The 25,823-nt window shown below is 46.5% G+C and carries 24 protein-coding genes; 13 read left to right on the forward strand and 11 right to left on the reverse strand.

The features are described from left to right. The 13 genes from RJ60_RS04500 to RJ60_RS04565 form a co-directional block, all read left to right on the forward strand. On the forward strand, nt 1-951 hold a 951-nt coding region (locus RJ60_RS04500; RefSeq protein ID WP_146028894.1), incomplete at its 5' end, for an IS1634 family transposase. 40 nt (nt 952-991) lie between these two features. Then, on the forward strand, nt 992-1,753 hold the full coding sequence (locus RJ60_RS04505; RefSeq protein ID WP_258006178.1) for a vWA domain-containing protein: 762 nt from the start codon (nt 992-994) through the stop codon (nt 1,751-1,753). Nucleotides 1,754-1,839: 86 nt separating this feature from the next. Next, nucleotides 1,840-2,247, forward strand: coding sequence for an IS200/IS605 family transposase (tnpA, locus tag RJ60_RS04510; protein WP_103134138.1), 408 nt, complete (start codon nt 1,840-1,842; stop codon nt 2,245-2,247). A 507-nt stretch (nt 2,248-2,754) separates the two neighbouring features. Continuing rightward, nucleotides 2,755-3,387, forward strand: coding sequence for a lipopolysaccharide assembly protein LapB (locus RJ60_RS04520; RefSeq protein WP_103134140.1), 633 nt, complete (start codon nt 2,755-2,757; stop codon nt 3,385-3,387). Next, nucleotides 3,384-3,812 (forward strand): GNAT family N-acetyltransferase, encoded by a 429-nt coding sequence (locus RJ60_RS04525; RefSeq protein ID WP_258006179.1) that lies wholly within the window; start codon nt 3,384-3,386, stop codon nt 3,810-3,812. Before RJ60_RS04520 ends, RJ60_RS04525 begins: the two co-directional genes overlap by 4 nt. 4 nt (nt 3,813-3,816) lie before the next feature. Beyond that, nucleotides 3,817-4,794, forward strand: coding sequence for a 2-hydroxyacid dehydrogenase (locus RJ60_RS04530; RefSeq protein WP_103134141.1), 978 nt, complete (start codon nt 3,817-3,819; stop codon nt 4,792-4,794). A gap of 118 nt (nt 4,795-4,912) precedes the next feature. Continuing rightward, nucleotides 4,913-7,282 carry an HD domain-containing phosphohydrolase gene (locus RJ60_RS04535; RefSeq protein ID WP_258006181.1) on the forward strand — a complete coding sequence of 790 codons (2,370 nt, stop codon included), beginning with the start codon at nt 4,913-4,915 and terminating at the stop codon, nt 7,280-7,282. A 110-nt stretch (nt 7,283-7,392) separates the two neighbouring features. Further along, the gene (locus tag RJ60_RS04540) at nt 7,393-8,277 is read left to right on the forward strand and encodes a decaprenyl-phosphate phosphoribosyltransferase (protein WP_103134143.1); all 885 of its coding nucleotides are present in this window, start codon (nt 7,393-7,395) and stop codon (nt 8,275-8,277) included. A gap of 13 nt (nt 8,278-8,290) precedes the next feature. Then, nucleotides 8,291-8,662, forward strand: coding sequence for a multidrug efflux SMR transporter (locus RJ60_RS04545; RefSeq protein ID WP_099829356.1), 372 nt, complete (start codon nt 8,291-8,293; stop codon nt 8,660-8,662). A gap of 12 nt (nt 8,663-8,674) precedes the next feature. Next, entirely contained in the window at nt 8,675-9,757 is a 1,083-nt protein-coding gene (locus tag RJ60_RS04550) for a DUF362 domain-containing protein (protein WP_103134144.1), read from the forward strand. A 24-nt stretch (nt 9,758-9,781) separates the two neighbouring features. Beyond that, complete coding sequence (locus RJ60_RS04555; RefSeq protein WP_103134145.1) at nt 9,782-11,080, forward strand: hypothetical protein; 1,299 nt, start codon at nt 9,782-9,784, stop codon at nt 11,078-11,080. A gap of 16 nt (nt 11,081-11,096) precedes the next feature. Beyond that, complete coding sequence (locus RJ60_RS04560) at nt 11,097-12,383, forward strand: hypothetical protein (protein ID WP_146028895.1); 1,287 nt, start codon at nt 11,097-11,099, stop codon at nt 12,381-12,383. A 196-nt stretch (nt 12,384-12,579) separates the two neighbouring features. Next, complete coding sequence (locus tag RJ60_RS04565; protein ID WP_103134147.1) at nt 12,580-13,947, forward strand: hypothetical protein; 1,368 nt, start codon at nt 12,580-12,582, stop codon at nt 13,945-13,947. On the opposite strand, the gene surE is transcribed toward RJ60_RS04565, so the two are convergent. The 11 genes from surE to RJ60_RS04620 form a co-directional block, all read right to left on the reverse strand. Next, nucleotides 13,944-14,771 carry a 5'/3'-nucleotidase SurE gene (surE, locus tag RJ60_RS04570; protein WP_103134148.1) on the reverse strand — a complete coding sequence of 276 codons (828 nt, stop codon included), beginning with the start codon at nt 14,769-14,771 and terminating at the stop codon, nt 13,944-13,946. The two genes, RJ60_RS04565 and surE, sit on opposite strands and share 4 nt — an antisense overlap. Before the next feature lie 67 nt (nt 14,772-14,838). Then, nucleotides 14,839-16,872, reverse strand: a complete 2,034-nt coding sequence (locus tag RJ60_RS04575; RefSeq protein WP_103134149.1) for an ABC transporter permease subunit — start codon at nt 16,870-16,872, stop codon at nt 14,839-14,841. A 5-nt stretch (nt 16,873-16,877) separates the two neighbouring features. Then, on the reverse strand, nt 16,878-17,981 hold the full coding sequence (locus RJ60_RS04580) for an extracellular solute-binding protein (RefSeq protein ID WP_103134150.1): 1,104 nt from the start codon (nt 17,979-17,981) through the stop codon (nt 16,878-16,880). A 1-nt stretch (nt 17,982) separates the two neighbouring features. Next, nucleotides 17,983-20,295 (reverse strand): xanthine dehydrogenase family protein molybdopterin-binding subunit, encoded by a 2,313-nt coding sequence (locus RJ60_RS04585; RefSeq protein ID WP_103134151.1) that lies wholly within the window; start codon nt 20,293-20,295, stop codon nt 17,983-17,985. Then, on the reverse strand, nt 20,288-20,761 hold the full coding sequence (locus RJ60_RS04590; RefSeq protein WP_103134152.1) for a (2Fe-2S)-binding protein: 474 nt from the start codon (nt 20,759-20,761) through the stop codon (nt 20,288-20,290). Before RJ60_RS04590 ends, RJ60_RS04585 begins: the two co-directional genes overlap by 8 nt. Next, nucleotides 20,758-21,594 carry a xanthine dehydrogenase family protein subunit M gene (locus tag RJ60_RS04595; RefSeq protein ID WP_099829366.1) on the reverse strand — a complete coding sequence of 279 codons (837 nt, stop codon included), beginning with the start codon at nt 21,592-21,594 and terminating at the stop codon, nt 20,758-20,760. Before RJ60_RS04595 ends, RJ60_RS04590 begins: the two co-directional genes overlap by 4 nt. After that, nucleotides 21,584-22,423 (reverse strand): xanthine dehydrogenase family protein subunit M, encoded by an 840-nt coding sequence (locus RJ60_RS04600; protein ID WP_103134153.1) that lies wholly within the window; start codon nt 22,421-22,423, stop codon nt 21,584-21,586. The genes RJ60_RS04595 and RJ60_RS04600 overlap by 11 nt, the downstream gene beginning before the upstream one ends. Before the next feature lie 5 nt (nt 22,424-22,428). Then, a complete protein-coding gene (locus RJ60_RS04605; RefSeq protein WP_103134154.1) occupies nt 22,429-23,046 on the reverse strand; it encodes an NTP transferase domain-containing protein in 618 nt (205 codons plus the stop codon). After that, nucleotides 23,036-23,512 (reverse strand): (2Fe-2S)-binding protein, encoded by a 477-nt coding sequence (locus tag RJ60_RS04610; protein WP_103134155.1) that lies wholly within the window; start codon nt 23,510-23,512, stop codon nt 23,036-23,038. The genes RJ60_RS04605 and RJ60_RS04610 overlap by 11 nt, the downstream gene beginning before the upstream one ends. Next, on the reverse strand, nt 23,509-24,741 hold the full coding sequence (gene thrC, locus RJ60_RS04615; protein ID WP_103134156.1) for a threonine synthase: 1,233 nt from the start codon (nt 24,739-24,741) through the stop codon (nt 23,509-23,511). Before thrC ends, RJ60_RS04610 begins: the two co-directional genes overlap by 4 nt. After that, complete coding sequence (locus RJ60_RS04620) at nt 24,738-25,817, reverse strand: 4Fe-4S binding protein (RefSeq protein WP_103134157.1); 1,080 nt, start codon at nt 25,815-25,817, stop codon at nt 24,738-24,740. Before RJ60_RS04620 ends, thrC begins: the two co-directional genes overlap by 4 nt. Between the last annotated feature and the right edge of the window lie 6 nt (nt 25,818-25,823).

Raw genomic sequence — 25,823 nt, forward strand, 5'->3', positions numbered from 1 at the left:
CCTGGTAATACGTTTGATTCTAAGACACTGGTGAAGGCTTTGGACAATTTAAATCAAAAGTTTGGGGTGCGTCGTGCGGTGATAGTTGCCGACAGAGGGATCAATGCCAAGATGAATTTGAAGGCGATTGAAGATAGCGGTTATGGCTATGTGGTGGCGTCCAAGATTAAGGGGATGTCTAATGCCATTAAAGCGAGGATATTGGAAGATAAGTGGGACGGGGAAAATCTGAGTTGTGAAGAAGAAGGCGTTTTCAAATACAAGGTGTTAGAGCATGTGAACAGGGTGTACGATTCAGAGAGCAAAACGATGCATGAATTGGATGAACATCTGATAATTACATACTCCCTCAAGAGGGCCAATAAAGATAAAAGAGATCGTGAGAGACAATTGGAAAAGGCACGGGTATTGCTTGAAAGTACAGCAAAGATCAAGGCCTCCAACAGGAGGGGACCAAAGAAGTATCTGAAGGAACATCGAAAGGATAAGAGTGACTGGGAATTGGATGAGAAACGCATCGCCTATGAAGCCTCTTTCGATGGTTTTTATGGGATTCAAACGAGCGAAAAGCAGTTGGCACCAATGCAGATTGTGGAGATTAAAAACACCCTCTGGAAGATTGAAGAATCCTTTCGGATTCTAAAAACCACGCTTGAAACTCGCCCGATATTTCACTGGACTGAAAAAAGAATCCGGGGACATTTTGTGTTGTGCTTTCTGGCTTTTCTAATGGAACGCTCATTGGAGATCAAAGCAAAAAAGAATGGGATTGATGCATCTCCTCAAAAACTGAAAGAATCTCTCAAATCACTACAGGTTATGGGTTTTTCTACAAATCATAAGGACTATTTTTTGAAGACAAAGGGGGATCCGCTTGGGAATAAGTTGGTGAGGCTCTTTAGAATAAAGCCTCCCAACAATGTGACGGAACAATCTGAACTCGTTCTTTGATTTAGATAAGATTTAAGTCGCTTCTGTTCGTGGTGGCAATTTGGCATTTTTTCTTTCCAACTTTTGCGCTATGACTGATTTTGCACTCTGGGTCGTGACAAAGTCAAGAAGGATAGGGTTCCTATTTCTGTTATTCTCTCTTCTCTTAACCCCAACTGCTTATTCGAGAACACTTGAATTCAAAAGCTGGCAAATATGGGATTTCAGCTACAACGGCATTCATCAGGTTTGTTGCTCTGTCAGCGCCAAAGACGGCGATGTTCCGGTTACGGGACTCTCAATCGAAGACTTCGCAATAACCGAGACTCTCGTTGACGAGTTTGGGAATGTCTTGTCAAAGGCCGAAATTGCTCCGTATCAGAGAGAAGACCAGTTTGGTGGCATCGGATTCTGGGAAAGATCAGTATCTTCCTCGAAAATCGACCTGGTCTTCCTGATCGATAAGACGGGCTCAATGGCGGGTCAAATCGAGTCGATCAAGTCAGAACTGAAGGAATTCGTGAATCGACTCGAAGACGATTCATGTGATTTCAGGGTGGCGGTTTTGCTCTTTGAAGCATCGTCACTGGAAGAGCCTGGAAGAAAATCACCGGACCATCCGTTCCATGGAGTTATGGAAAGGGACGAACTCCTTCTCGCTATCGAGGAAATCGAAACGGCCGGCGAATGGCACATAAACACCTGGAGTTATGACGCAATACTCTTTGGCAGTCAGCTTGACTTCAGAGAAGATTCAAGGGCAGTTATCGTTGTGATTACCGGAAGTGCCGTAAAGCCCCTTGCTTCAGCTATGGGGATATAAGGCACAACCGATTAGAAAACTGAAGTTTTTCAATCGGCTTAATTCTTCTATTGGTATTAGATAGTGTAATATGGTCTAATACATGTATGAACACTAAATTTAAGTCGAACAACAATGTTGTACACTCTTGCAAGTACCATATAGTCTGGTGCCCTAAATATCGTAGGAAAGTTTTGGTTGGTGATGTAGAACTACGATTAGAGGAGTTGATTGTAAGTATCTGTGCCGAACGTCAAGCAGAAATCATCAAAATGGAAATCATGCCTGACCATGTTCACTTGCTTGTCGAAGTAGACCCGCAATATGGAGTCCATAAACTTATTAAAGCAATTAAAGGACATACTTCACGGATACTCAGGCAAGAATTTAAACACCTGACAACGAAATTGCCTACACTTTGGACAAACAGTTATTTTGCTGCTACAGTAGGCGGTGCGCCACTTTCCGCAATTAAACAGTATATCGAAAGCCAAAAAACTTCGCAAAGAAGGTGAAAAAGTGCAAATCACCGTCTAAATTAAATTGGAGCCGACTAGAGAACAGGATACTCTTCTTCAAGCAACAACTCAGGAAACGCCTATCCTGGAATTCCCCCCCTTTTGGCAACGAACTCTCCTGGCTCAATTTCAGATCGTCTCTATTCGCTTCCAAACGGAGGCAAGTGAACAGCTGAAGTTTTGTGGCCTCTCGCTTTGCTTTTTTTGTTTCCTCCAAAGTGCCGTGGAGAGGTTCGCATCGATTCGATGGAGGCCCGCGTTATGTGGAGCTTTCGAAAACAAACTTATATCGAGGTCCTTAAAGTTTCTTGGCAGTCCTAGTGTTCGTCTGAGCAAATGAACACGCCAAAGGCAGCTTACTGTTTTCGAGGAAGGTTCTGAGCTCAGACTATAGGTTCATGCCGGCTGAATTACTCCGATCGAAGTCAATGGAAGCGGTGCTTTGTGACAGTGACTCGATTCGGAGGTCTTTTCATATGCTAATATTTGTAGAGGAGGGAGAAAATGAGAAGGACCTTAGTTTTGATTGTCTTGCTTGCCGGAGTGTTTGTATGTGCAAGTTATTCGATTTCCGAATTGGAGAGATTTCACAAAGAAGACCCACAAAACATCGATCTTGCCATCGAGCTGGGAATTGCTTACCACGATGCCGGTCTGGAAGGTGACAAAGATTCCGTCACGAAGGCTATCAGAATCCTCGAAGATGTTCTCAAAAGAAGAGACCTGGGACTGGCCAGAGCTTATCTTGGGTCCTCATTCCTCCTCAGAGCGAGAGATGACTGGAACCCCTTTGGAAAGCTGTTGAATCTGAACCAGGGGATCGATCACCTGGATAGGGCAGTGGAAGGGAATCCTGACGATATCTTAATAAGAGTCATAAGGGCTAACGCTTACGCGAATATACCGGCTTTTTTCGGAAAGCTAGATGTAGCCATTTCTGATTTTGAGATCATAGTTCAGGTTTTAGCTGAGGATGGCTTGAGTATAGAGATACAGCTGAACGCGAGGCTTAAGCTTGTTCAGCTTTATATGCGCAATGGCATGAACGATAAAGCTGCAACTCATTACGAGTGGTTGAAGGAAAACGCGCCTGATTCTCAAGCAACGATTATGGCCGGTGAGGAGTTGGAGAGATGATTAAGGAAGTCGAGTTCGATAATCTTCCCGGAAGGTTCAGAGAGATCTTTTCTGGTTGTCTGGGAAGACCGGAGCAGTCCGACGAAGTATTAAAGATGTATCGGGCTCCAGAGAAAAGACTCTTTGTGATGAGGCAGGGAGAAAGCATAGTTGCTGTAGCCGGTTTGAAGCTCCATGAGCTTGAAGAGCCCGAGCTTCTGCATCTTGCTGTCAGGAAAGACAAGCGGAGGAGAGGCTTCGGCCGCACTCTCATAAAGACAATGATAGATGCCTTTATCATAGATACTCTTGCAGTGTGGACAGACGAGGATGCCGTCGGTTTTTATGAGAAGATCGGGTTCAATATTGTGAATGAAATTCAGACTCTGAATGGACTGGTTCGCTACAAACTCCGATTTTCTGCGCTAAATCCCGTGGGAGGCTAGAAACGTGAAGATCTTATTCCTAAATAGACTTGACAGATACTGGGAAGGAAAAGTAGATGAGCTTGCGAGAGCATTTCCCGAACATTCTTTCATCTCGTACTCCAGCAACAGTGATCCGAAATCCCATATTTCCGATGCCGAGGTAATAGTAAAAGGAAATCTTTCGCAAGCCGAACTTGATAAGGCTAGAAATCTCAGAATGGTTGTCGTTCCCTGGACAGGCGTTGATGGTCTGCCTCTCGAGCGGTTAAGAGAACGTGGCGTCATTGTTTCAAACACTCATGAGAATGCCGAGGTCGTTGCTGAAAGAGCCGTAGCTCTGGCCTTAGCTGTTACGGGAAGAGTGGTCGAACTTCATAACGATCTTGCTCAGGGAGTATGGTTAGGTCGGCCATCCAATAAGGAGGCGACCTGGTACTCGATCATCGGTAAGCGGTGTTCTATTCTCGGCCTAGGCAGAATTGGGCAGGCGATAGCAAAACTTATCAGCGGCTTTGAATGCGAAATAACGGGATTCAAGAGAACACCTGGCAGCGGGTTCCCTTACGTGAAGAGAATAACAGACGATATTCACGATGCCGTTCGGGCCGGAGATCTTGTATTCGTTGCTCTTCCGCTGACGAAAAAGACGGCGGGGATCATCGGTTCCGATCTGCTAAGTCAGATGAAGGACAAGTACCTGGTCAATGTGAGCAGGGGAAGAGTAATTGAGGAGCGGGCTCTGTATGATGCTCTGAAAAGCGGAACTCTCGCCGGCGCGGCAATAGATGTCTGGTACGAGTATCCCTCAAGTGATCGGCCCGCAACACTTCCATCGAGATATCCAATTCATAGATTTTCCAATGTCGTCATGTCACCGCACGTCGGAAGCTGGTCGGTGGAGAGTATGCAGTCAATGGTGAATGGCGCGTTAAAGAACATCGAGAGTTTTCTTCTTAAGGGAAAGCCGGAGGAAGAGATCGATCTTGACGAACTGTATTAGCCGCTTGAAGAAGTGAAGTTGCGGTCTCTTCAAAGAGCACGTTGTGGCTGAAGAGAAATCCTGTGTTAAAATTTGGTTGAGAAAGTTTTTCGAAGAGGGGTGTCCATAAGTGCCTTTGATGAGAGGTCCCAGCTTTGGTCTTTCCAAAAGATTGGTTGGCTTTGCTGCTAAACTATCCGGTCTTGCCGTCGTTGTTATTTCTGTCGTTCTGATTCTTCTTATGGGTGTTCTGCTTTCATTTGCCGAGATAGCCAGGGGAAGAAGGGAGTTTTCGGACAGGCTTTTGAGACAGGCAAGATTTGTCCACAGCGGTCTCAATTTGGACGAGCTTTCGAGGCTTTCAGGGAGCATAGATGATCTGGACAGGCCTGAATACTGGAGACTCAAGAGCCAGCTGGAGCAAGTAAATGCGCTATTTCCTCAATACCGCTTCATCTACCTAATGGGACAGAAGGAATCTGGAGAATTGTTCTTTTTCATTGATTCCGAGCCGCCCGGTTCAGATGACGAATCTCTTCCGGGAGACATATACGCCGATGCTACTGAGTATGATTTTGAAGTCTTCCGGGAGAAGAAGGCCAGAGTGCTGCCAGTAATTACTGACAGCTGGGGAACATGGGTATCGGTAATAGTTCCCGTAATCGATGAAAATTCAGGCAGACTCCTTGCCGTACTCGGCATAGACGTTGAAGCCAACGACTTCCGGAAAGGGATTTTATCATATGCGATTAAGCCCGTAGTTTTCTCTCTGGTTCTGATATTGATGGCGATACTTTCGGGATTCTTCATCATCCGCAGAGACAAGCTGCCACAAGAGAAGAAGGAAAAGAGAGTTCAGAGGTACCTTGAGGCTATCGCCTTTGCCGCATTTGGAGTCGCTGTCACCATCATGGTCTCATCTCTAGTTCATGACAGACAGGAGGCAGCGCGAAATGACGCCTTTGCAGATCTGGCCGCGACTCATGTAACTTCGCTTTCCAGGGCGATGAAGAATATTGAAGATTTTCAGGTCGAGGCTCTTGCCAGGTTCTTTGAGTCAAGCAGCTTTGTTTACAGGCAGGAGTTCTTGAACTACGTAGGTTCACTCTCGAAAAACAACGAACTGATTTCATGGTTCTGGATTGAGAGGGTTTCGCCGGGCGAGATAGAGTCGTTCGAAGAAAGTATCAGAAGTGAAGGCTTTCCGGACTTCTTCGTCTGGGAACCCGGTGAATCTGGCGGAAAGGAAAGGAATCTGGATCGCGAGTCATATTACCCGATACAGTACATTGAGCCTCTAGAGAGCAACAGAAATCTGCTGGGGTTAGACCTGGGATCTCTCGAGTCGGTCGGGGAAGCAATTGAAAAGGCAGCTGCTTCAAAACTGATGTGGGCAAGCGATCCTGTCGTCGTTCCGACGGACGAAGAGAAAGCCCTCCACTTCTTTGTCTTCAGACCGATTGTCGAGGAGAGACCGCAGGGTCAAACTGGATTCGTAGGGGCTATCTTTCATTCACAAGCGTTTCACAGTGCCGTTCCTATTCTCCCCAGTAATGGAGATCCAACAGTTATTTTGGGGCTTTATCAGATCGACTCGGACGGAAATCCAGTACTGCTGTTTTCCTCGGCGCAGGAATCTGGTTTACATGTACATGAGTCTGCGGAGACTTCCATATGGCACTATCCGGAAAATGAAAATAACATCGCCCTTCCGGTAATGCTGTTCGGGCGGCTTTTCGTTATTGTTGCCCATCCAGGGCCGGATTTCAGCGTCGTGTACCCCATGAACTACTGGATCTTCATCCTCGCGATCGGACTGACTGTAACTCTGTCGCTTGCGGTTCTGATCGGGTCACTGGGTAATAGAAGCTTCCATCTTGAAAGAGAAGTCGGAAAACGTACCGAAGAGCTAAGAGAGAGTCTGGAGACTGTTTCAAAAACGATGGAGGCATCGGTGAACGTTCTCGCTTCGGTCGTAGATCTCAGGGACCCTTATACCTCAGGTCATCAAAGGAGAGTCGCAGAGCTTTCTGTTGCAATCGGCAAAAAGCTGGGATTCGAAGAGAACAGGCTTACGGGACTGAGGCTTTCGGCGATGATTCATGATGTGGGAAAGATACAGGTTCCCGCGGAGATACTCAACACACCAAGAAAGCTGACCAATCTCGAGTTCGATTTGATCAAACTTCACCCGACGGCGGGATGTGAGCTTTTCAAAGATATCGAATTCCCCTGGCCGGTGGCAGACGCAATCTTGCAGCATCACGAGAGACTTGACGGAAGCGGTTATCCCGAAGGAATCTCGGGGGATCAGATTATTCTCGAGGCTAGAATAATAGCCGTTGCCGATGTTGTGGAAGCGATGGCGTCTCACAGACCGTATAGGTCTTCACTCGGTCTTCAGGCGGCGCTTGATGAGATCAGAAGCGGTAAGGGAAAGCTGTATGATGCAAGAGTCGTAGATGCCTGTCTCGAGCTGTTCGATGAAGGGTTTAACTTCACTGAATGATTTCAACTCCGCTTTGTCGACTTTTCAAGCCTGTATGTTAATATATGAGAGCTTGGCACTTATGAGATACTCGACTCTTAAATAATCACAAGCTTCTTCAGGAGAAAAAGATGGTAGATCTAGCTATCGCGCTCAGAGTGATAAGAATAAGACACTGGATAAAGAACCTGTTCGTTTTTGCTCCGCTGATATTTTCTTCGAGTCTTGCCGACCCAAACTCTCTTCTGAGAGCTACGCTGATCTTCGTTGCATTTTGCCTCGTTTCAAGCAGCGTCTATATTTTCAACGACATCAAAGACCGTGAAAGCGACATGCATCATGCCAGAAAGAAGAATAGACCGATTGCTTCCGGTGAGATCAGTGTGAGAGATGCAGCAACAGTCGCAGCAGTGATGAGTGTCGTTGCGGTCCTGATTGCTCTCTTTCTTCCATACCTTGCTCTTGTTTTCCTACTTCTCTATGTTGTTGAGAATATCTTTTATACTCTGAAGGGCAAGGAGATCGTATTGATTGACGCCTTCTGCATATCTGCGGGATTCGTGATAAGAGTAATGGCAGGGGCTTACGCTATCGATGCAACTCCTACAGGATGGATAGTGGTTACAACCTTCTTTCTCTCGCTCTTTTTGGGTTTTGGAAAGAGGAGAAACGAGCTGCTTTCACTTAAAGAAGAAAGCAACAATCACCGAAAGGTTTTGAGCGTTTACGACGACAGATATCTAGACTACCTTATGGTTGCTACGGCCTCTGTTACTATCATCGCCTATACTCTCTACTGTCTTGATCCGGCGACGATTGTGAAATTCAGTACTGATAAGCTTGTCTACACTGTGCCTTTCGTAACCTATGGGATGTTTAGATACCTCCTTCTCCTTTTCAAGAATGGAGAGGGCGACCCGACGGAAGTCGTAACAAGAGACAGAGGAATAGCGGTTACCGTTGTTTTGTGGATAGTATCTGTTATGCTGGCAATCTATCTGCCAATCTGGTTGTAAAGAGGGACGAATTATGAGTTTTACTGAGGCCATGATACTTGTCGTTGCAATAGTCTTCAACGCCGGGGCAAATGTCCTGCTGAAATACGGGATGCAAAATGCGCCTGACATAAACACCGTTGGACTTAAGGGGATGCTTATAAATTCAATCACAAACATCAGCGTCTGGCTGGGACTTTTCTCATTCGGAGTTGCCTTCATTTTCTACAGCGTAGTTCTGACGAAGATGAAACTGGGAGTTGCCTATCCGATAATGACGAGCGCCGGGTTCGCGATCGTTACCGTTGCGGCGGTTTTCCTGTTTGACGAAAGACTCAGCGCAATGAAGCTCATGGGAATAGCCGTCATTGCGGTAGGAATTTGGTTGGTTGCGATAGCGAAATAGCGGAGGTAGAAGATGAAAAAGACGAAAGTTGCGATTGTAAAGACTAGACCGGAGACTGTCCTGAATGACTATAGAAGGCTTGCAAAACTTGCCGGTATGAAAGAGGCTTTGGACGTAAGTGCTACGACAATCTTGAAGGACAACATTTCCTGGCATCTTCCAATGCCGGGCGCCAATAGCACGCCGTGGCAGCTAGAAGGCGTAGTGCTCGCACTGAAGGATGAAGGCATGAACGACATCGTTTCGGTAGAGAATAAGACTGTGGTTACGAGGCCGAAGTACGGAGAGAAACAGAACAAGTATGACATCGTCTATGAAAAATACAATATCCCCGTCCTGTACAACTTCGAACCGAAAGACATGTCATGGATTGAATATACGCCAAAAAGCAAACTGACGGTTCTGCCGAAGATCTTTCCCGAGGGAGTGAAGCTTCCTGACTACTTCTTCGGCAAAAACATAATTCAGCTTCCGACGATGAAGTGTCACATCTATACCACTACTACCGGCGCAATGAAAAACGCATTCGGAGGTCTCTTGAACGTGAAGAGGCATTACACTCATTCATGGATTCACGAGACTCTTGTCGATCTGTTGAAGATACAGAAGGAGATTCACACAGGGTTGTTTGCCTTCATGGATGGAACGACTGCGGGAAACGGACCCGGTCCCAGAACACTGATCCCGGTGAAGGCAGACTACATACTCGCCAGTGAAGACCAGGTCGCTATTGACGCGGTTGCGGCGAAGATGATGGGGTTCAACCCGATGGACTTGAAATACATAAGGCTGGCCGATGAAGAGGGCCTTGGGAACGGCAGGCCTGAGAACATAGAGTTGGTCGGGGACGATGTATCTGGAGTGAACCTGCAATTCCACGTGGGAGACAACTTTGCGAGCAGAGTCGGAGATCTGCTCTGGTTCAGCCCATTGAAGGTCTTTCAGAAACTCTTCTTCCACACGCCGCTTGTAAAAGTCTTCGTGGCCGCTTCAGATACCTATCACGATAAACACTGGTGGAAGAAGCACGGTGTTCGGATTTTCGAGGAGTGGAAGAAAGAGAGCCCCTGGGGCCGTCTGTGGGACAACTACTAGCCGACAATACCATGGGAGGTATCTATGAAATCGGAATCACAGTCTTTTTCTGGGTCAAGTAGATTGAGAATGTCATTCATTGTACTTTTTGTTGCGCTCGTTCTCGGATACGTCTTCACTTCCGTTACTGTATGGACTACAGATAGCAGATTTCTGACCATCTCAAGATATTCGAGAGTTAGTATACACAGAGATCTTGTGTTGGGAAAGGGCACTGCACCCGAGCAATATCGAATAGGCGGTTTTATGCTTATTGAACACTTTTTCAAGTATTTTCCTCTAAAATGGTTTGACAACTACAACGAGAACCTCTCAAATCTCTTGACCGATGAAGCTGCTTGGACTCCAGAAATAATGAAGAGTGCCAATTACATGTATACTGAGGCCAACAAGCAAGAACTGATAGCTTCTATCAATAACACTATAGACAGTATATTGGAAGACTTGTTCAAGGACAGTGTCTTGGCGCAGAATCTGCTCAAAAATCTAATTGGTGAGATCAGATGGCAGGATTATGTATCTGATGTAAAGCGCACTGCGTTGTTGATAGGTAATTTGCTTCCTTCAGACATCAGATCTTACCTAGATCCAGACAGCGATGAAACAAGAATTATGAACGGCTATTTCAATTCCAGGTTCTTCTTCAGTTCACTTCTCTACATTCTCATATATTTCTATGCTCGGTGTTTCCTAAGTCGGCCCTTATCCGTTTTTTCGATGTTTACGTTTGCAGCGATTCTTCCCTTCGTAACTCAGGAGTTCCTTCAAGCTGAAGCCCTGTACTCGGTCTGTATTTTTACTGCATCATTACTGGCCATGCTCAAACGCAGAACGGGAATTATCCTTACTCTGCTAATTATTTTGGGATGTACAGCTAGACCAGATCATGCTCTCTTCATTTCAGGTATATTCTGTCTTTATTACGGGCTTGATGCATTGAGAGTAAGAAAGATCTCGACACTTATACATGGAATAGTACTTCTCAGCATCCCGGTCATAGCTACATTGTTTCTGAAAAACATTGTATATCCTTATGCAGAGTACTATGTTGATGTTTTTCAGTTTGGGTTTAACTTCGCATTCATCTGGTCTTGGATCTTTCCTTCGATCTTCTTATGTATCCCGCTTGTATTTTCATTCAAGTTGAGACAGATTGAATGGTATAGGAAGACATGGATATGGGTTATACCCTTTACGATTCTTAACTTTGCCGTGGGGAAGACTTTTGATGTAAGGCTCTTTTTACCGGTCTTAGTCTATTTTATCCCACTAACAATCGTTGGGATTGTTGATGCAACAAGAAATTGCGATGAAGCAATATGAGAGGAGCTTGTTATGTATGAGAGGTAATAAAGTGCTTTCATCAAGAAAGAAGTGGCTACTCGTGGTATTCTTGTTGATCGTGATTCTCTCTTATGTTTTTGCATCGATGACTGTATGGACTACAGATAGCAGACTTCTGACATATTCAAGGTACTCGCGTGTGGCCTGTCACAGAGATGTAATTGCAGGAAACAGCGTTGCACCTGATCAATTTCGTTTTGGAGTCTACTATTTGATTGAGTATTTCTTCAAGAACATACCTCTGAAGTGGTATGACATCAACAATCAGTATTTGTCAAGATTGCTCTTGGAAGAAGAAGCTTGGGATGAAGAGTTCCGCAGGAGCTTCGATCTGTTCTTCTCTGTGGAAGAGCGGATGTCCATCTTGAATGTTATTAATGAGAACGTTGACAATCTACTGTCTTCTGTGTTTGGAGAGAATCAACTAATCAAGAACATCTTGAAAGCAAACATTCAGTCTCTCAAAATCGAAGAGTATGCAATGGATCCGGCCAGGTTGATTCTTACAGTTGGGAGCCACATCCCTGAAGAACTCAAGAATTACTTGATAGACGACACTGAAGAAAGCAGGATCTACTACGGGCATGTGACGGCTAGATTCTTCTTTTCCATTGTCTTCTTCATCCTGTTATACTTCTTCACTGAGAACTTTGCAGGTCCTTATTCATCCCTTATGGCTGTTCTTCTGTTTGCTGGTCTCTTGCCGTTTGCGACTCAGGATTTTCTTCAGGCGGAGACAATGTTCTCGTTGTCGCTTTTTACAGGCTCGTTGATTGCCATCTATAAAAAGAGCGCCTTCGCAACAATGATTTCGTTGGTTCTGCTAGCATGTACTGCTAGAACAGATCACGCTTTATTCATCGCAGTCATTTACTCCTTGTATCAAATGTCGGACAAGTCGAATTTGAAGAGACTTGATAATTGGCTAAAGATAGCAGTCCTAGTATTGGTTCCACTGGGCTTCACGGTAGTGCTGTCTAGAGTACTGTTTCCTGAAGCTCAATACTATCTGAATTTCTTTCAATATGATTTTAACCTTAACAACATCTGGTCCCTAGTTTATCCAGTCATACTGCTTTCGATTCCGGCTGTTTTTACTCCTCTTGCTTGGAAGATTCCGTTCTACAAATCAACTTGGCTGTGGGTAGTACCTTTCATCTTTATGAACTTCATGATCGGTCGGACGTCGGAAGCAAGGCTTCTCTTACCCGTCTTAGTATATTGTTTGCCTTTTGTTGTGAAGGGGATCGAAGATCTGGCTGGCAAACTGAGTCTGAACTAGTCTAAACTAGATAGAGGAAGAGAAGCATGAGAAGGCTAAGATGTTAATGCCGCATTTTGGAAGATCCCGTCGTGCTCTTCAGAAGTATCCGCATCGTTTAGATCCCGTAATCTTAATTTGCTTTAATTTAGAAGAACTATCGGGTTACGAGCAGCTTATTTTCCAGCAACCTATGTGGTGACTGAAGGTGGAGGTTATGAGGAATAGATTAATGCTTCTTTACCTGCTCTTGTTTCCGATTATTGGCGTTTCTTGGTCGGAATTTCGATTTACTTTTTCGCCCGTTCTTTCCATGAATAACATGCCTCTTATGATTGATGATAACAAGGCTACAATGAGAGAATTCGAAAGATACTTGTCTATGCCCCCGTTCGCAGAGTTTTCAACAGAAATGAGTTTCCCAAAGTGCGAATTGATACTACGTTTTGATATTAGACAGGTTCCATCAACTTTTCTGAAAACAGGAGGGAAAAGCAACCTCCCTTATACTGAAGGCTATGTTCTTCCGACTATTGATCTCAATTTCCCGAGAGTTGGTTACTTGGAGATGAACGAAAATGTACTTTCTTTCTCTTTGGGAAGAAGGAAAATCGCTTATGGAAGTTCTTTCTATAGCTTCATTTTATCGGAAAGCTTTCCTTATTTTGATCATTTGTGGATCAATCTGACAACAGGAAGTATCTTCGGAGATTTATCGTACGGTTTCTACGCGATTACTTCTGATAGGAGCATCTATAATGCCCCGAGGACGCTCATAGGACACACAATTCAGATCCTCAACGAAAACGTTCTCATATCTGTGGTGGAGCAAAACCTTGTACACGGTGCATATCCTGATTTGGAGGATCTTGCTCCTTTCATTCTGCACCACAACACCTATCAGAAAGGCTCAAACATAATGGGTGCAATTAGAATGGAGATGAACATAGGCAATGTCCTTGGTTACGGTGAGTTCACACTTGACGACTTAGTGACTGGAGTCGAAAGTCAATCTCATGAATCAAACCCAAATGCATTTGGTTGGTTGGTAGGAGGGGTGATTACTCTACTTGAAGGAAACGAATTCTTGGGGCCCCGCATTATGGAAGCAGATTATTCAGTAAGGAAAAGCTCGCTTTTACGAGGTGGGGGTTTAAAGCTTAGATTTGAGTACTATCATTCAACGACTTATATGTACAATAGAAAGGAAAAAGAAGGCAGATTTGTGAATCCGCTATGGATTGAGGAACTGGGAGCAATCAATGGATTCTTTGGCTTTCCGTATGGACCGGATGCAGCATTGGGCTTGGTGAGTGCTGAATACGAGAACTCGACTATGAGACTAGATGTTACGATGGAGTATCTCAGAAAAGGCACTATAGATATAGACTCGGAATACGATTTCCCCTACGACGAAAATTGGTATGGACTTGTGACGCCTATCTCACACGAATTTATGATATCTGCTCAAGCTAGGTTTCTTATGAATCAAAAGCTAGTCCTGTTAGCAAGAGCAAGAATACATCTCTATGAGTCTGTCAGATTTGATCTCAGCATGGGCTTTTCAACTTCTATAGACTTCTAGGTTTTGCTTTCAGCAATTCCTGCAATATAATCGCTGGCATTTCTATTGTTGAACCAGTGACTTGAAAAGCGCCTTAAATCTTCTTCGAGAGAGAATCCGAAATCTGAGTCACAGGAGCCAAAGAAATCGATGGGGCTTACCGAGATGAACCCTTTGTCGACATTTACAAAGTCAAGGTCTTCATCGTGAGAATCGTGGAGGATCTCCTTCCGCATCCAGAACTCCTCCTCACCCCATTCATTTACTTTTTTCTCAAACCAGCGTCTCTTTATGAGACCACCAGGTCTTGTGCAACTGATTCCCCGGATCTTGTCTCTAGGTATCGCAGGCACGTTAACGTTAAGAACGGTATGCTTCGGAAGCTTCTTCCAGTCATACTCTCTTACGAAACTTTCAGAGAAGTCCACAGCTGCCAGAAAATCTGGATTCTCCTCGCTAACCACGGAGATTGCCATGGCAGGTATCCCGTGTACCCTGGCTTCCAGTGCTGCAGATAATGTTCCCGAGTACCTGATGTCAACCCCAAGATTCTGGCCATGGTTTATGCCGCTTAGCACAAGATCAAACCTGTCAGTGCCGGTGATCGTTGCAGCAGCAACCACACAGTCTGCTGGAGTTCCGCTCGTGCAGAAGGAGGAGACGTTCTCTATTGTTTCCCTCTCTCTTATCCGTACCGGCGTCAACCATGTAATTGAGTGACTTACGCCGCTCCGGTTGCTTTCGGGAGCAACTATTGTCACTTCGTGAGACCTTGAAAGTCTCTTCGCGAGCGACCTTATTCCAGTCGCCTGGATTCCATCATCGTTAGTCAAAAGTATTTTCAAAAGAATTCACCACCATCTATATTGTATCGTAAATGAAGGATTCTTTCCTGAAAGCCTCGAGTGAAGCTCAGTCATATTCTATTCCCTGATCACGTAGATTCGAGCTGTAAATGAGCTTCAGTGAGCTTCTGAAGAAAAGAAGGAGAGGAATAACCCCTATTACCGAGGCCGCTCCGAATAAATTCCAGGAGGTGTAGAAGCTCCTTACTTCACCCACGTAACTGTAGATCTTGAGAGAGAAAGGCATGAGTTCCTGACTGTTTAGAAGGATTAGCGGCATGGAGAAGGAATTGAATGCTGAGACTAGAGTGTACATGAGTAGTCCGCCGATTATGGGCATTGAAAGAGGAATAAGAACTCTCAATAAGTAGCCGGTTTCCGATAATCCCTCGAGGAGAGAGACTTCCCGGAGCTCTCTCGGGACAGAAGAAAAAAAGCCGCCAAGCAGCAAAATAGTTAGCGGCATTGCCTGAATACATACAACCATCCCAACTCCGAACAAGCTGTTCACGAGGGCCAACTTGTCGAATACAAAGTACATAGGGAGTAACGTATGCATTCCGTTGTAGAGGCTTCCGAAGAGAATCACTGAAGCGACAATCCTCACAAATATGTTTCTCTTCAAAGAGAAGAGATAGGAAAAGGGAACTCCAGCCAGAAGAACGATCACAAAGGCCCAAAAAGCGATCTTCAGAGTATTGAATATGTTGCCCGGGAGTCCGTCGGAGATCACTTTGCCGTAGTTTGCCAGTGTCAGTTCAGAGATTGAAGGCACAATGTCCGAATCGGAAGCGAAGGAGAGAAAGAGTATGTAGATCACTATCACTGCGGTGGGAACCAGACAGACAATAAGAAGCGCTCTCTTAAGCCATCCGGGAATGGAAAAATCGAAGTGAGGAAATCTGTATCTTATAGACAGAAGGATCATAGGCACGCTTAGAAGGGTGGCCGGAATGACGCCACTGATACCATTTTGAGCAACGCTCAGAATGAATATGACGACTTCGTATATCAACAGAACTCCCACTAGCCGCCTGAACGGCTTCCTGAAGCGGGGTATTATTAGCGGGAGTATCGAATATCCGGCAACAACGGGAAAAACGAGCCAGTTCCAGCCTGCGAAAAGCCCCAGAAGAATGTGTGCCGCGCTGCTGAGATAGAGAACCCGCCTGTGTCTCTTCGGTACTTCTCCTCGAGAAAAGAGCGCGCCCAGGATCCATATGAGTGCGAATACTCCTACGAATACCGCGTAAGCGGAGAGAAGTCCGTAATCCTTTGCCGTATTGAATTTCCTGAAGAGAACGATTCCTAGAAATGAAGTTGAACCGGTCAAGGTATGCGGAGTGAATCCCTCAGGCAGCAACGGACCGTTTCCGGTCATAAGAAAGACAGATGTGAACTCCTTCATCGATCTGGCAAGTTGAAACAAGAAGTACGGAATCAATAGATATCTTATCTCTCCAAACAGAATAGAGGCGGTTGTGAGATCTCCCGCACCGTCTATTTTCATTACATCATCCAGTTCCTTTGAAACTCTCCCTAGCATCCCGAGAATTATCATGGTCGAGAGAGGTATCGAAAGCCAGACGCTTACAAGTAGGGAAGAAAGAAATGCGTGCAGAGGGTTGAGAGTCACGTCAATACTTGTGCCAAGAAGGGTATTCAACAAAGAGTACCCTCCGTATCCCTGAACAAAGACCCTCCATCCGGACACCGTTATGAATGATGGTATAAACCAGCCTATACCCAAGAGCAGAAGAGCAGACTTGCTGTACCTGGTAGCTTTTCTCAACCTGAGCGCGATTAAGAAGGAGATTGAGACCTCAATTGCCGATTTCAGTGTCGACCAGAGGGCCGTCAGTTTCAGCGAGAGTTTGAAACCGGAATCTCTTAGCACAATCTCGTAGTTTTTCAGACCGGAAAAGACAGGTTCCGTCTGAAAGATGCCAAATTCCGTCAATGAGACATACAGAGCCCAAACCGTAGGAGCGATAGTCGCGATTGCGAGAATGAAGGTAACAGACAAACCCATAGACCACTTCCTTCTCACTATAAGAGGAAGCAGTCCAAGGGTAAAGAAGATCGGTATCACGACCGACATACTAACTACCGGACAGAGTCAATGTAGGATTGTGCGCCCGTTAAGGCCTGATCGACGGTCATAGCTCCACTGAATATTGCCTGTAAAGCGGGTTCCAGAGCCTCAAACAACAGTGTCTGATATCCTGGAATATTTGGCATGAATTCTCCTTTGTTGATGATTTCTCCAAGCTCTGGAAGCCAGCCTGACCCAAAAAGCGGGTACTTGTCGCATTGTACGAAGAACTCTTCGCTCTGCTCCCCAAGGTAGGCTATGAAGCTCATGCACTGTTCATAAGTATCGCTGTTGAAGAGAGCAAAACCTTTTGAATCGATAACTCCTCTTACCTCTATCCCCTGTAGATTGGGAAAGGGAAGCATCGCGAATCTAGGGCCCTTCTCTCTGAACTTCTCCGCCATATAGCTGCCTTGAAGCATCACGCCAATCTTTCCCTGTCTGAAAAGCCCATTCATGGCCGCCCTTTCAAGTCTGGAGATCACACCTGAATCGAAATAGCTCTTCACGATCGATACAGTCTCCTTGCTCTCGGGACTTCCAATCTTCAGAGCAGCCCTCTCCTCTCCGCTCAGAAGTGCCGAGACATAGGGAAACATTATGTAGGGTGACGTGAAATCGAATGCGATAGGATAGTCAACTATCCCTGTGAGCTTCTCCTTTATTATCTCGAACTGTACGAAATCGAAGTCGTCTTCGAGATTCAAGCCTGCTTCTTCAAAGGCATCCAGATTGATGAAGGCGACTTGACTGTCTGCATAGTAGGGAACAGCGCTGACTTCACCTTTCCAGGTGAAGGCACTCAGATATCTCTCAGGGTAGTCTCTCAGCGCAGATTCCGGGATAGGCAGATTCCTTTTCGAGGCTGCCACGTCGCCGACATAAGTATCCTTTATCATCACAGCATCAGGCAAGTCGCCTGTCTTCAAGCTCACATTGAGTTTCTCCTCGATCTTCGGGAAGTAGACAATCTCCACCGGAATACCCGTCTTCTCTGAAAATCTACTGGCCGCTGCCCTGTAGAAATCCTCTCCTTCCCAGCTCACCCAGAAGGTGATTCCAAATGTAAACGAGCAGAGCAGTATCACGAATAAGAATGTTGCCGTTTTTTTCATTTCACACCTCCATATTCAGTATCTCGAATAGAACTCTTTCGCTCTTGAATGGCGCGTGTCTCAGTCGGATGCCAGCAGCATCAAAGATTGCATTGGAGATTGCTGGAATCGGTGTGTCGATACCTATTTCTCCTATGCTCTTTGCTCCAAACGGACCCGTCGGCTCGTAACTATCGACGAGACCGCATGTAAGCTTCCCGTAGTCCATTCTTGAGGGAACCTTGTAGGTGAAGAAATCATTAGTCAACATTCTTCCGTCCTTGCCGTAGATGATGTCTTCGTACAGCGCCCAGCCGATGCCTTGCATCGAACCGCCTTCAAGTTGACCCATTGCCTGTACTGGATTCAGTGCGAGACCGCAGTCGGCATATGAAACGAAGTTGACCAGTGTGATTTTTCCGGTATCTGTGTCAATCTCAACTTCAGCGAAGCTTGCGGCGAACGGTGGCGGGGACTCTTCACCAACATAGGAGGCCGACTCGGAAATCTGCTGCTGATTGAAGGTGTACATATGCATCGTACAGAGTTCCGATAGCGATACGGAAGAACCGTCTTTCCCGCGGATCACTCCGGATTCAAGCGTAAGTTCCGATCGATCCTTTTCCAGATACTCGGCCGCAAGATCAAGTACCTTTTCCTTTACCTTTTCTGCAGCAAGCCTAACGGCATTTCCGGAGACATAAGTTGTACTTGACGCATAAGCGCCAACGTCAAAGGGAGTCAGATCCGTGTCTGATGAATAGACGATGATCTTCTCCAGAGGCACCGTTAGAACCTCGGCGGCAATCTGAGCAAGGATTGTGTCACTTCCGGTTCCCAGATCGGTGGCACCTACAAGTAGATTGAATGAGCCGTCTTCATTCATCTTGATAGTGGCAGCGCCCATATCGATTTTCGGGATACCCGAACCCTGCATTGCAAGAGCACAGCCAACCCCGCGAACCTTGCTTCCATTTCTCTTCTTCTTTCCCCACTTACTGTCCCAGCCAATTGCCTTTCTTCCAAGATCGATGCACTCCTGAAGCTTGCAACTCCTCATTATTTGAGGGACGCCTTCCCTTCCCTCACCCATGATTTCAAATATTGGAGAGGTTTCGCCCTCTCTGATGGAGTTCATCTCTTTGAGCTTCAGCGGATCCATCTTCATCTCATAGGCAAGTTCATCGATAGCACAGTCGAGAGGAAAGAGCCCTTGAGGCGCTCCATAACCTCTATAAGCTCCTGCAGGAGGGAGGTTCGTATAAACTATGTCTCCGCCGAAGTGTACAGCGTCGACCTTGTTGTACAGAGGCAACGTTTTTGATCCCGAGACCATGAAAGTTGTAAGGCAGTGTTCTCCATAGGCCCCAGTATTTGAGATTCCGTGAAGTGAAATGGCCTTGATCTTTCCATCTCCAGCTGCTCCGACGATAACATCGTAGCTCATCTCGTGGCGAATATTCGTTGCCATCGAGACTTCCTCTCTTGTATAAGCAATTCTTGCGGGTTTACCGGTCTTGAGAGTAACGAGAGCGGCGTAAGGCTCTGCGATTACCGATTGCTTACCTCCAAATCCTCCGCCGATTCGCGGCTTTATGACTCTGATTTCTGCAATTGGCTTCTTCAGTATTCTAGAGAGAATTCTTCGGCAGTGAAAAGGCACTTGAGTGGACGAGATAACTACTAGTCTTCCGACAGGATCAAGATAAGTGAGAGCGTTGTGTGGTTCCAGTGCAGCATGGAGCTGAGTGTCCACATGATATGTTCTTCTGATAACGAATTCGCACTCTTCGAGGGTCTTCTCAACGTCTCCGATATCCATCACGAAGTGAGCGGCGATATTTCTGGAGTTGTCGTAGACACCCGAGCAGTCGCTTTCATCATGAATTATCGGAGAGCCCTCTTTTGAGGCTTCCTTCATATCAAAAACCGCATCCAGGGTCTCGTACTCGACCTTGATCTTTCTTAGTGCTTTGAGAGCCGCTTTTTCGGTAGTTGCTGCTACGACTGCCACAGGGTCGCCAACGTACCTAACCTTTCTGTCCAAGAGATAAGTATCGTAAGGAGAGGGTTCCGGGTATCCCTGACCTGCTCTGGTATAAGGAACTCTCTCCACATCTTGGTAGGTGAAGATGCCGACTACACCCGGTATGCTCAAAGCCTGAGAGCTGTCGATACTCCTAATAATTGCGTGGGCATGAGGAGACCTGAGAAGTTTGACAACTAGAGCATCCGGCATATCATAGTCTGGTGTATATGCCGGCTTTCCCCTCACTATTGCGAGACCGTCTACTTTCTTCATTGATTTTCCGATCGTCATGAAGGAATCATTCATCGATTTCACCTCGCATCACTTGGGCCGCCTTTTTTATGGCTCGATTCTGAGGCTCATATCCCGTGCATCTACAGATGTTCCCGTTGAGCGCGAGCCTTATCTCTTCGTCGGAAGGATCCGGGTTTTCTCTTAGCAGAGCTTCTCCCGTCATTACTACCCCGGGGATACAGTATCCGCACTGAGCTCCGCCCTCTTCGAGAATGGCCTCCTGGATTGGGTGCAACTTGTCTCCATCGGCCATGCCTTCGACGGTCTCAATGTTCTGACCATCAATAGAAACCGCAAAAGTTGAACATGAAAGTATCGGCTTTCCATTCAGGAGAACGGTACAAGTTCCGCAACTTGCAGAATTGCAGCTTCTTCTGACGCTCTTATAGCCTAACCTCCTTAGTACTTCAAGCAGATACTCACCGGGGTCAATATCGAGTTCATGAAGTCTTCCGTTCACAGTAAAGGCAATTCTCATAAAATCATCCCCTTCAGTTTTTCAGCAGCTCTCTGGGCCAGCACTGAAGCAAGGTGCTTTCTGTACTCGAAGGAGGCGGTCATATTCGAGCCTCCAATAAAGCTCTCATAAACGAGACTTCTTACTATTGAAGGCATCACATCGTTTATCTCTAGATCCACCATTGCAGCTTCGACACTTTCAAACCTTGCCGGATACTGCGGTCTAGATCCGCAAACAACTCTGGCCGCTCTTATTCTCCCGTGCTCCGGTCTGATCGAAAGGCCTACATTGACCGTCGCAATATCGAAAGTAGTCTTCGAGAACTTCTCGAAGGCCGTGAACCAGCCGTCCTTCTTAAGAATCGCGTGAGTGATCAGAGGTTTTTCACCTGCCGGTAGCGAGAAGTAATCAGAGATCAGCATTCGCTGGTAACCATCGACCCCGTAGATCATGAGACTTGAGCCGGCAGCGAGAAGACAGGTGCTTACGTCCGACCATCCAAGTTTTGGGGCGATTGAGCCGCCGATAGTCGCCATATTTCTAATCTGCCATGAGCCTACTAAAGAGAAGGCGTCGTAAAAGAAATCTCCGAATTCCCTTCTTATCAGTGGGTCCTTTCTGAAAGACTCGACTGTCGTTGAGGCGCCGACTACTATTTCATCTTCGGTGATCGATACCGTGTCAAGCCTTAGAGATTTCAGATCGATGATCTTCTCGATTCTTGAAGACTCCATAAGAGCTACAATCGTACCTCCGGAAAGGAATATCGAATGATCTCTGTCGCGTTGCATGAGTTCAAATGCCTCCTCGACGGTTTCCGGTCTGAAGTACTCATTCACGTTAGACAGCATTATATCCCCTCTTTCTCCAGACTTTTAGGGTTCTGAAAACTAGATTTCTGATAACGGTAGTTCTGTACCACTGACTTGCTCGAACATCATCTATGGGAGAGACGCGCTTCATGGCCAGTTCGACGAATTTCGATTCATCGAACGAGCTCCTTTCACTCGAATAATATTCGCACGCCTCTTTCGGAACAACTACAACGGGAGCTACGGAGCCGAATGCGAGTCTGATTTCCGATTCAGATATCAAGGAGCCTACCGAAGCTATTGCTATGGCCATAGAACTTCGCTGACCAACTTTGTAGAACTGAGGAAAGAACCCCCCGGTTTTCTCGAAAGTTATGGATCTTACAAACTCGCCTTTTGAAAGAGATGTCACTCCCGGACCTTTGATGAAGTCGGCTAGACTCTGAATTCTCTCCCCGTACTGGCCCACAATCTGCAAAGTCGCGTTTGAGAGCAAGAGAGCAACGATTGAATCGCCTGCAGGAGATGCATTGACAACGTTCCCTACGAGAGTTGCTCTGTTTCGGATCTGTGGGCTGCCTACTTCTCTCAAAGCCATCTTCAATATTTTGCTATGTTCTCCAATTGTCTCGTTGCTCAAAAGCTCGGACATCGTTACTTTGCATCCGACCCTTATTGAGTCGCCGAGATCTTCTATCTTGCCGAAACTCCTCAAATGTCTCAGGCTCACGACATTTTTTGGCGCTATGCGTTTCAACCTGATTTTTACAAGTAGGTCGGTTCCGCCTGCGAGAATATTGCAGTCGCTTCTGGAGAGAATCGACATGAGTTCCTCTTCACTTGTCGGCATAAGGACACTGAATGACATCTCTTTCACCTCCGGAATCCTCCATTGCTATCTGTAATACCTAAACCGTGGTCTGTACAATTCATACTCTCCGGAATATCAATATCGAAGACATTGTGACTTCGGCCTTCGATCTCGCGCATCTTGGCAAGCCCGCTTTTCACCAGTTGATATGCACCTCTATCGCCGGTTATTCTGGATAGTCGGGAAAAGACCTTTCTAGAAATATATGTTGGAAAGCCTTTCTTTCCCTCAAAGACGTAGGAGACCATCTCGTCTTCAGTGGTTACCGAACCTACCAGGCGTTCCACATCCTCTTTGGTAATCAATGGCATGTCTGCAAGGGCCAGAACGATTCCTTCGCAGCTGTCGGGGCACTCTCTGAGTCCCCGGACGATGCTGGTTGAAATCCCATCTTTGTAGTTCTCGTTTATCACCGTCTGGAACGATCCGATCTCAAACATCTCCGGTTCAAAATCAGGATTGACTACAAGAATCTTGCCCATTGCGTCGATGGTTCCAAGACTGTCCAGCGACCACTGCAGAATCGGCTTGCCTGCGAAGTCCGCAAGAAGCTTCTCACTGCCAAAGCGTCTCGACTCTCCCGCAGCCAGAAGTAGCAGTACTATGGAATCACTTTTCATCTGTCTTAGCGAGGCTCTCTGCCGCTTTGCGGATTGCTTGGATAATTTTGTAGTAACCTGTGCATCTGCAGAGATTTCCTTCTATGGCTTCCATAATCTCTTCATCACTTGGGGCTGAATTTCTGTCCAGAAGGGCTTTCGCCGACATTATCATCCCCGGCGTACAGAATCCACATTGGACCGCCCCCTCATCAATGAAAGTCTGCTGAATAGGGTCGAGTTCGCCGCTCCTGGAAAGACCTTCGACTGTAACCACTTCTGAACCGTCGATTTCGGGAACAAGAACCAGGCAGGAGTTGACTGCTTTGCCATCAATAATAACCGTGCATGCTCCACACTCTCCCTCACCGCAGCCTTCCTTTGTTCCGGTAAGCCCCATTTCATCACGCAGAAAATCGAGTAATCGCATATCTTCTCTTACTTCCTGTGTATGCTTCTCATTGTTTAGAATGAAGCTGATCTTCATTTCAGTGCCTCCTCGATTGCATCTCTATCCGGCGGCAGAATCCGTACTTCGGGAAGAACCGCAGAAACGTTCTTGAGGTCCTTCAGTCCGTTGCCGGTGACAACTATCACTACTCGGTCCTTTTCACCTACGAGTCCAAGCTTCCTAGCCTTCTTGAAGCCCGCAAATGCAGTTGCACCGGCCGGTTCGGCGAACACTCCGGTTTCCCTCGCAAGTTCTATTATACTCTTAAGGATTTCGTTGTCCGAAACCGAGAGAAGGAGACCGTCATGCGCTTCTGTGTAGTGACAGGCCTTTATGACGTCTCTTGGTTTTCCAACACATATGCTGTCGGCTACTGTGGTTGCTTCAAGATCGATCGGTTCGAAAGGGAAGCCCGCTTCATAGGTCTTCTTGATCGCAGCAGAGCCTTCGGCCTGGATTCCGGCTATCTTCGGAGCTTTCTCGATGAGACCCAACTCCTTCATATCCTCAAAGCCCTTGTAGAAACTTGAGAGAACAGTCCCGTCGCCGGCCGAAACGAACAGGAAATCAGGGAGATCGTCCTCCATCTCGAAAGCGAGTTCCAACGCGCAGGTTTTCTTCCCTTCCAGCAGATAGGGATTGATCGCGCTGTTTCTGCAATACCAACCCATAGACATCCCTATCTCCATAGAGAGATCGAATACTCTGTCATAACTTGCTTCTATCGCAAGAATCTTTGAACCATACACCTGCAGTTGTGTGATTTTCGCCACAGGTGCGGTTGAAGGCACGAAGATAACGCTCTTTAAGCCGGATACGGCCGAAAGTCCCGATAGAGAACTGGCTGCATTTCCCGTCGAGGCACAGAAGATGGTGTCGAACCCCTTTTCCATTGCCTTTGCTACAGCAATGGCGCTTGCCCTGTCTTTGAAAGATGCTGTCGGGTTTCTTCCGTCGTCTTTTATCAAGACTTCCCGAATCCCGTATTTCCTCGAAAGAGAACGACTCTTGTAGAGCGGTGTATTGCCAACAAGCAGCTCCGGGAAATCGATTTTCCCTTCAAACGGCAGAAGGAAGTCAAAGGCCCAGATTCCCCTCTTTTGAAGAGAAGTCAAACTGAACTCAAATTCCTTCCTCACAAGCGCAAAATCGTAAACGACTTCGAGGGTCCCCTTACGATCACCGCAATCGGGGCAGTAGTAGTCTACTTCGTCTTTTGCGAATTCCTTACCACAAGTGATGCACTTCAGAAGATATTTGCTCAAACCAGTACACCCCCGATGGCGCTAACGGGACAGCGAGATTCGCAAAGCCCGCAACCGAAACACTCAGCCGCATCCACTTCGACTTTGTCATCCAGTTCCAGTGCGAAGTATGGGCACACTGCAACACACAAGCCGCATCTGGTACATTTCTCGTGATCGATGACGGGATTTCTGACCTCGAAGGACTCTTTCTGTATTTCAGCAGAGTCGATCGCATCTATTACACTATCGAACCCTCTCTTCTCGAGAGCCGACGGAAGAGCGTCTACTATCCTTTTGAAGAGGTCTTTGCCTTTTATCAGAGCTCCAGAAAGCATCTGCACCGCGGATGCGCCGCAAGAGAGAAAGTCAATTACATCATCTGCGCTTTGAATGCCACCGACACCTATAATCGGCAGAGAACAGCCCTCGCGTATTCTCCTAACGGATGAGAGGGAAAGCTTCTTGATTACGGGACCGCTTATCCAGCCAAACCCATCGCTGCTTCCCAAAAACGAACGATTCACTTTCCTGTCCAGCGGATAAACCGGTCCAAGCGAGTTTATTGCAACGATTCCGTCGCCACCAGAGTCCTGGACGGCCTTTGCCATTTCAGCCGGATCAGGCACAGATGGGTCGAACTTCAGAAAGACCGGCTTGTCCGTGCCTTCCTTAACGGCAGAGACCAACTCCTTCATAAGCGAAGGGTCATCGGCGACGTAATGAGTAGACAGCTCGAAAGCATCTGCAAACCTTGAGAATAACGGGACCAGCTTTCGAAGATCTTCAGGTGAGTAACCTAGACTGACTATCAGAGGAAGACTTGATGATTTCTTGTATTCCGGTAGAAACTCCTCAAACCATATGTCAGGAGGGAACTCGCTCCAAAGCTCAGTATTGATTACGAAGTCCTTATCCGCTACTATGCAAGGTCTCGGGACCTTAGCTGCTACTGTAGATATCGTCTTCGTAACCATAGCTCCGACTCCCATGGCTTCCAGTGCGAGCATCTTCCTATGATCCCCTGTAAGAGGACCGGAGGCAGGCATCAATGGATTCTTAAGGGAAATACCCGCCACTTCTGTCGAAAGATTCACGAAAGC

The organism is Mesotoga sp. B105.6.4 (assembly GCF_002896535.1).
In the GTDB taxonomy this organism is placed as follows: Bacteria; Thermotogota; Thermotogae; order Petrotogales; family Kosmotogaceae; genus Mesotoga.

Excerpts from the sequence above, each read along its gene's own strand:
- tnpA (WP_103134138.1), top strand. The coding sequence starts at position 1,840 with ATGAACACTAAATTTAAGTCGAACAACAATGTTGTACACTCTTGCAAG.
- RJ60_RS04520 (WP_103134140.1), top strand. The coding sequence starts at position 2,755 with ATGAGAAGGACCTTAGTTTTGATTGTCTTGCTTGCCGGAGTGTTTGTA.
- RJ60_RS04525 (WP_258006179.1), top strand. The coding sequence starts at position 3,384 with ATGATTAAGGAAGTCGAGTTCGATAATCTTCCCGGAAGGTTCAGAGAG.
- RJ60_RS04535 (WP_258006181.1), top strand. The coding sequence starts at position 4,913 with ATGAGAGGTCCCAGCTTTGGTCTTTCCAAAAGATTGGTTGGCTTTGCT.
- RJ60_RS04540 (WP_103134143.1), top strand. The coding sequence starts at position 7,393 with ATGGTAGATCTAGCTATCGCGCTCAGAGTGATAAGAATAAGACACTGG.
- RJ60_RS04545 (WP_099829356.1), top strand. The coding sequence starts at position 8,291 with ATGAGTTTTACTGAGGCCATGATACTTGTCGTTGCAATAGTCTTCAAC.
- RJ60_RS04550 (WP_103134144.1), top strand. The coding sequence starts at position 8,675 with ATGAAAAAGACGAAAGTTGCGATTGTAAAGACTAGACCGGAGACTGTC.
- RJ60_RS04555 (WP_103134145.1), top strand. The coding sequence starts at position 9,782 with ATGAAATCGGAATCACAGTCTTTTTCTGGGTCAAGTAGATTGAGAATG.
- RJ60_RS04560 (WP_146028895.1), top strand. The coding sequence starts at position 11,097 with ATGAGAGGTAATAAAGTGCTTTCATCAAGAAAGAAGTGGCTACTCGTG.
- RJ60_RS04565 (WP_103134147.1), top strand. The coding sequence starts at position 12,580 with ATGAGGAATAGATTAATGCTTCTTTACCTGCTCTTGTTTCCGATTATT.
- RJ60_RS04575 (WP_103134149.1), bottom strand. The coding sequence starts at position 16,872 with ATGTCGGTCGTGATACCGATCTTCTTTACCCTTGGACTGCTTCCTCTT.
- RJ60_RS04580 (WP_103134150.1), bottom strand. The coding sequence starts at position 17,981 with ATGAAAAAAACGGCAACATTCTTATTCGTGATACTGCTCTGCTCGTTT.
- RJ60_RS04585 (WP_103134151.1), bottom strand. The coding sequence starts at position 20,295 with ATGAATGATTCCTTCATGACGATCGGAAAATCAATGAAGAAAGTAGAC.
- RJ60_RS04590 (WP_103134152.1), bottom strand. The coding sequence starts at position 20,761 with ATGAGAATTGCCTTTACTGTGAACGGAAGACTTCATGAACTCGATATT.
- RJ60_RS04595 (WP_099829366.1), bottom strand. The coding sequence starts at position 21,594 with ATGCTGTCTAACGTGAATGAGTACTTCAGACCGGAAACCGTCGAGGAG.
- RJ60_RS04600 (WP_103134153.1), bottom strand. The coding sequence starts at position 22,423 with ATGTCATTCAGTGTCCTTATGCCGACAAGTGAAGAGGAACTCATGTCG.
- RJ60_RS04605 (WP_103134154.1), bottom strand. The coding sequence starts at position 23,046 with ATGAAAAGTGATTCCATAGTACTGCTACTTCTGGCTGCGGGAGAGTCG.
- RJ60_RS04610 (WP_103134155.1), bottom strand. The coding sequence starts at position 23,512 with ATGAAGATCAGCTTCATTCTAAACAATGAGAAGCATACACAGGAAGTA.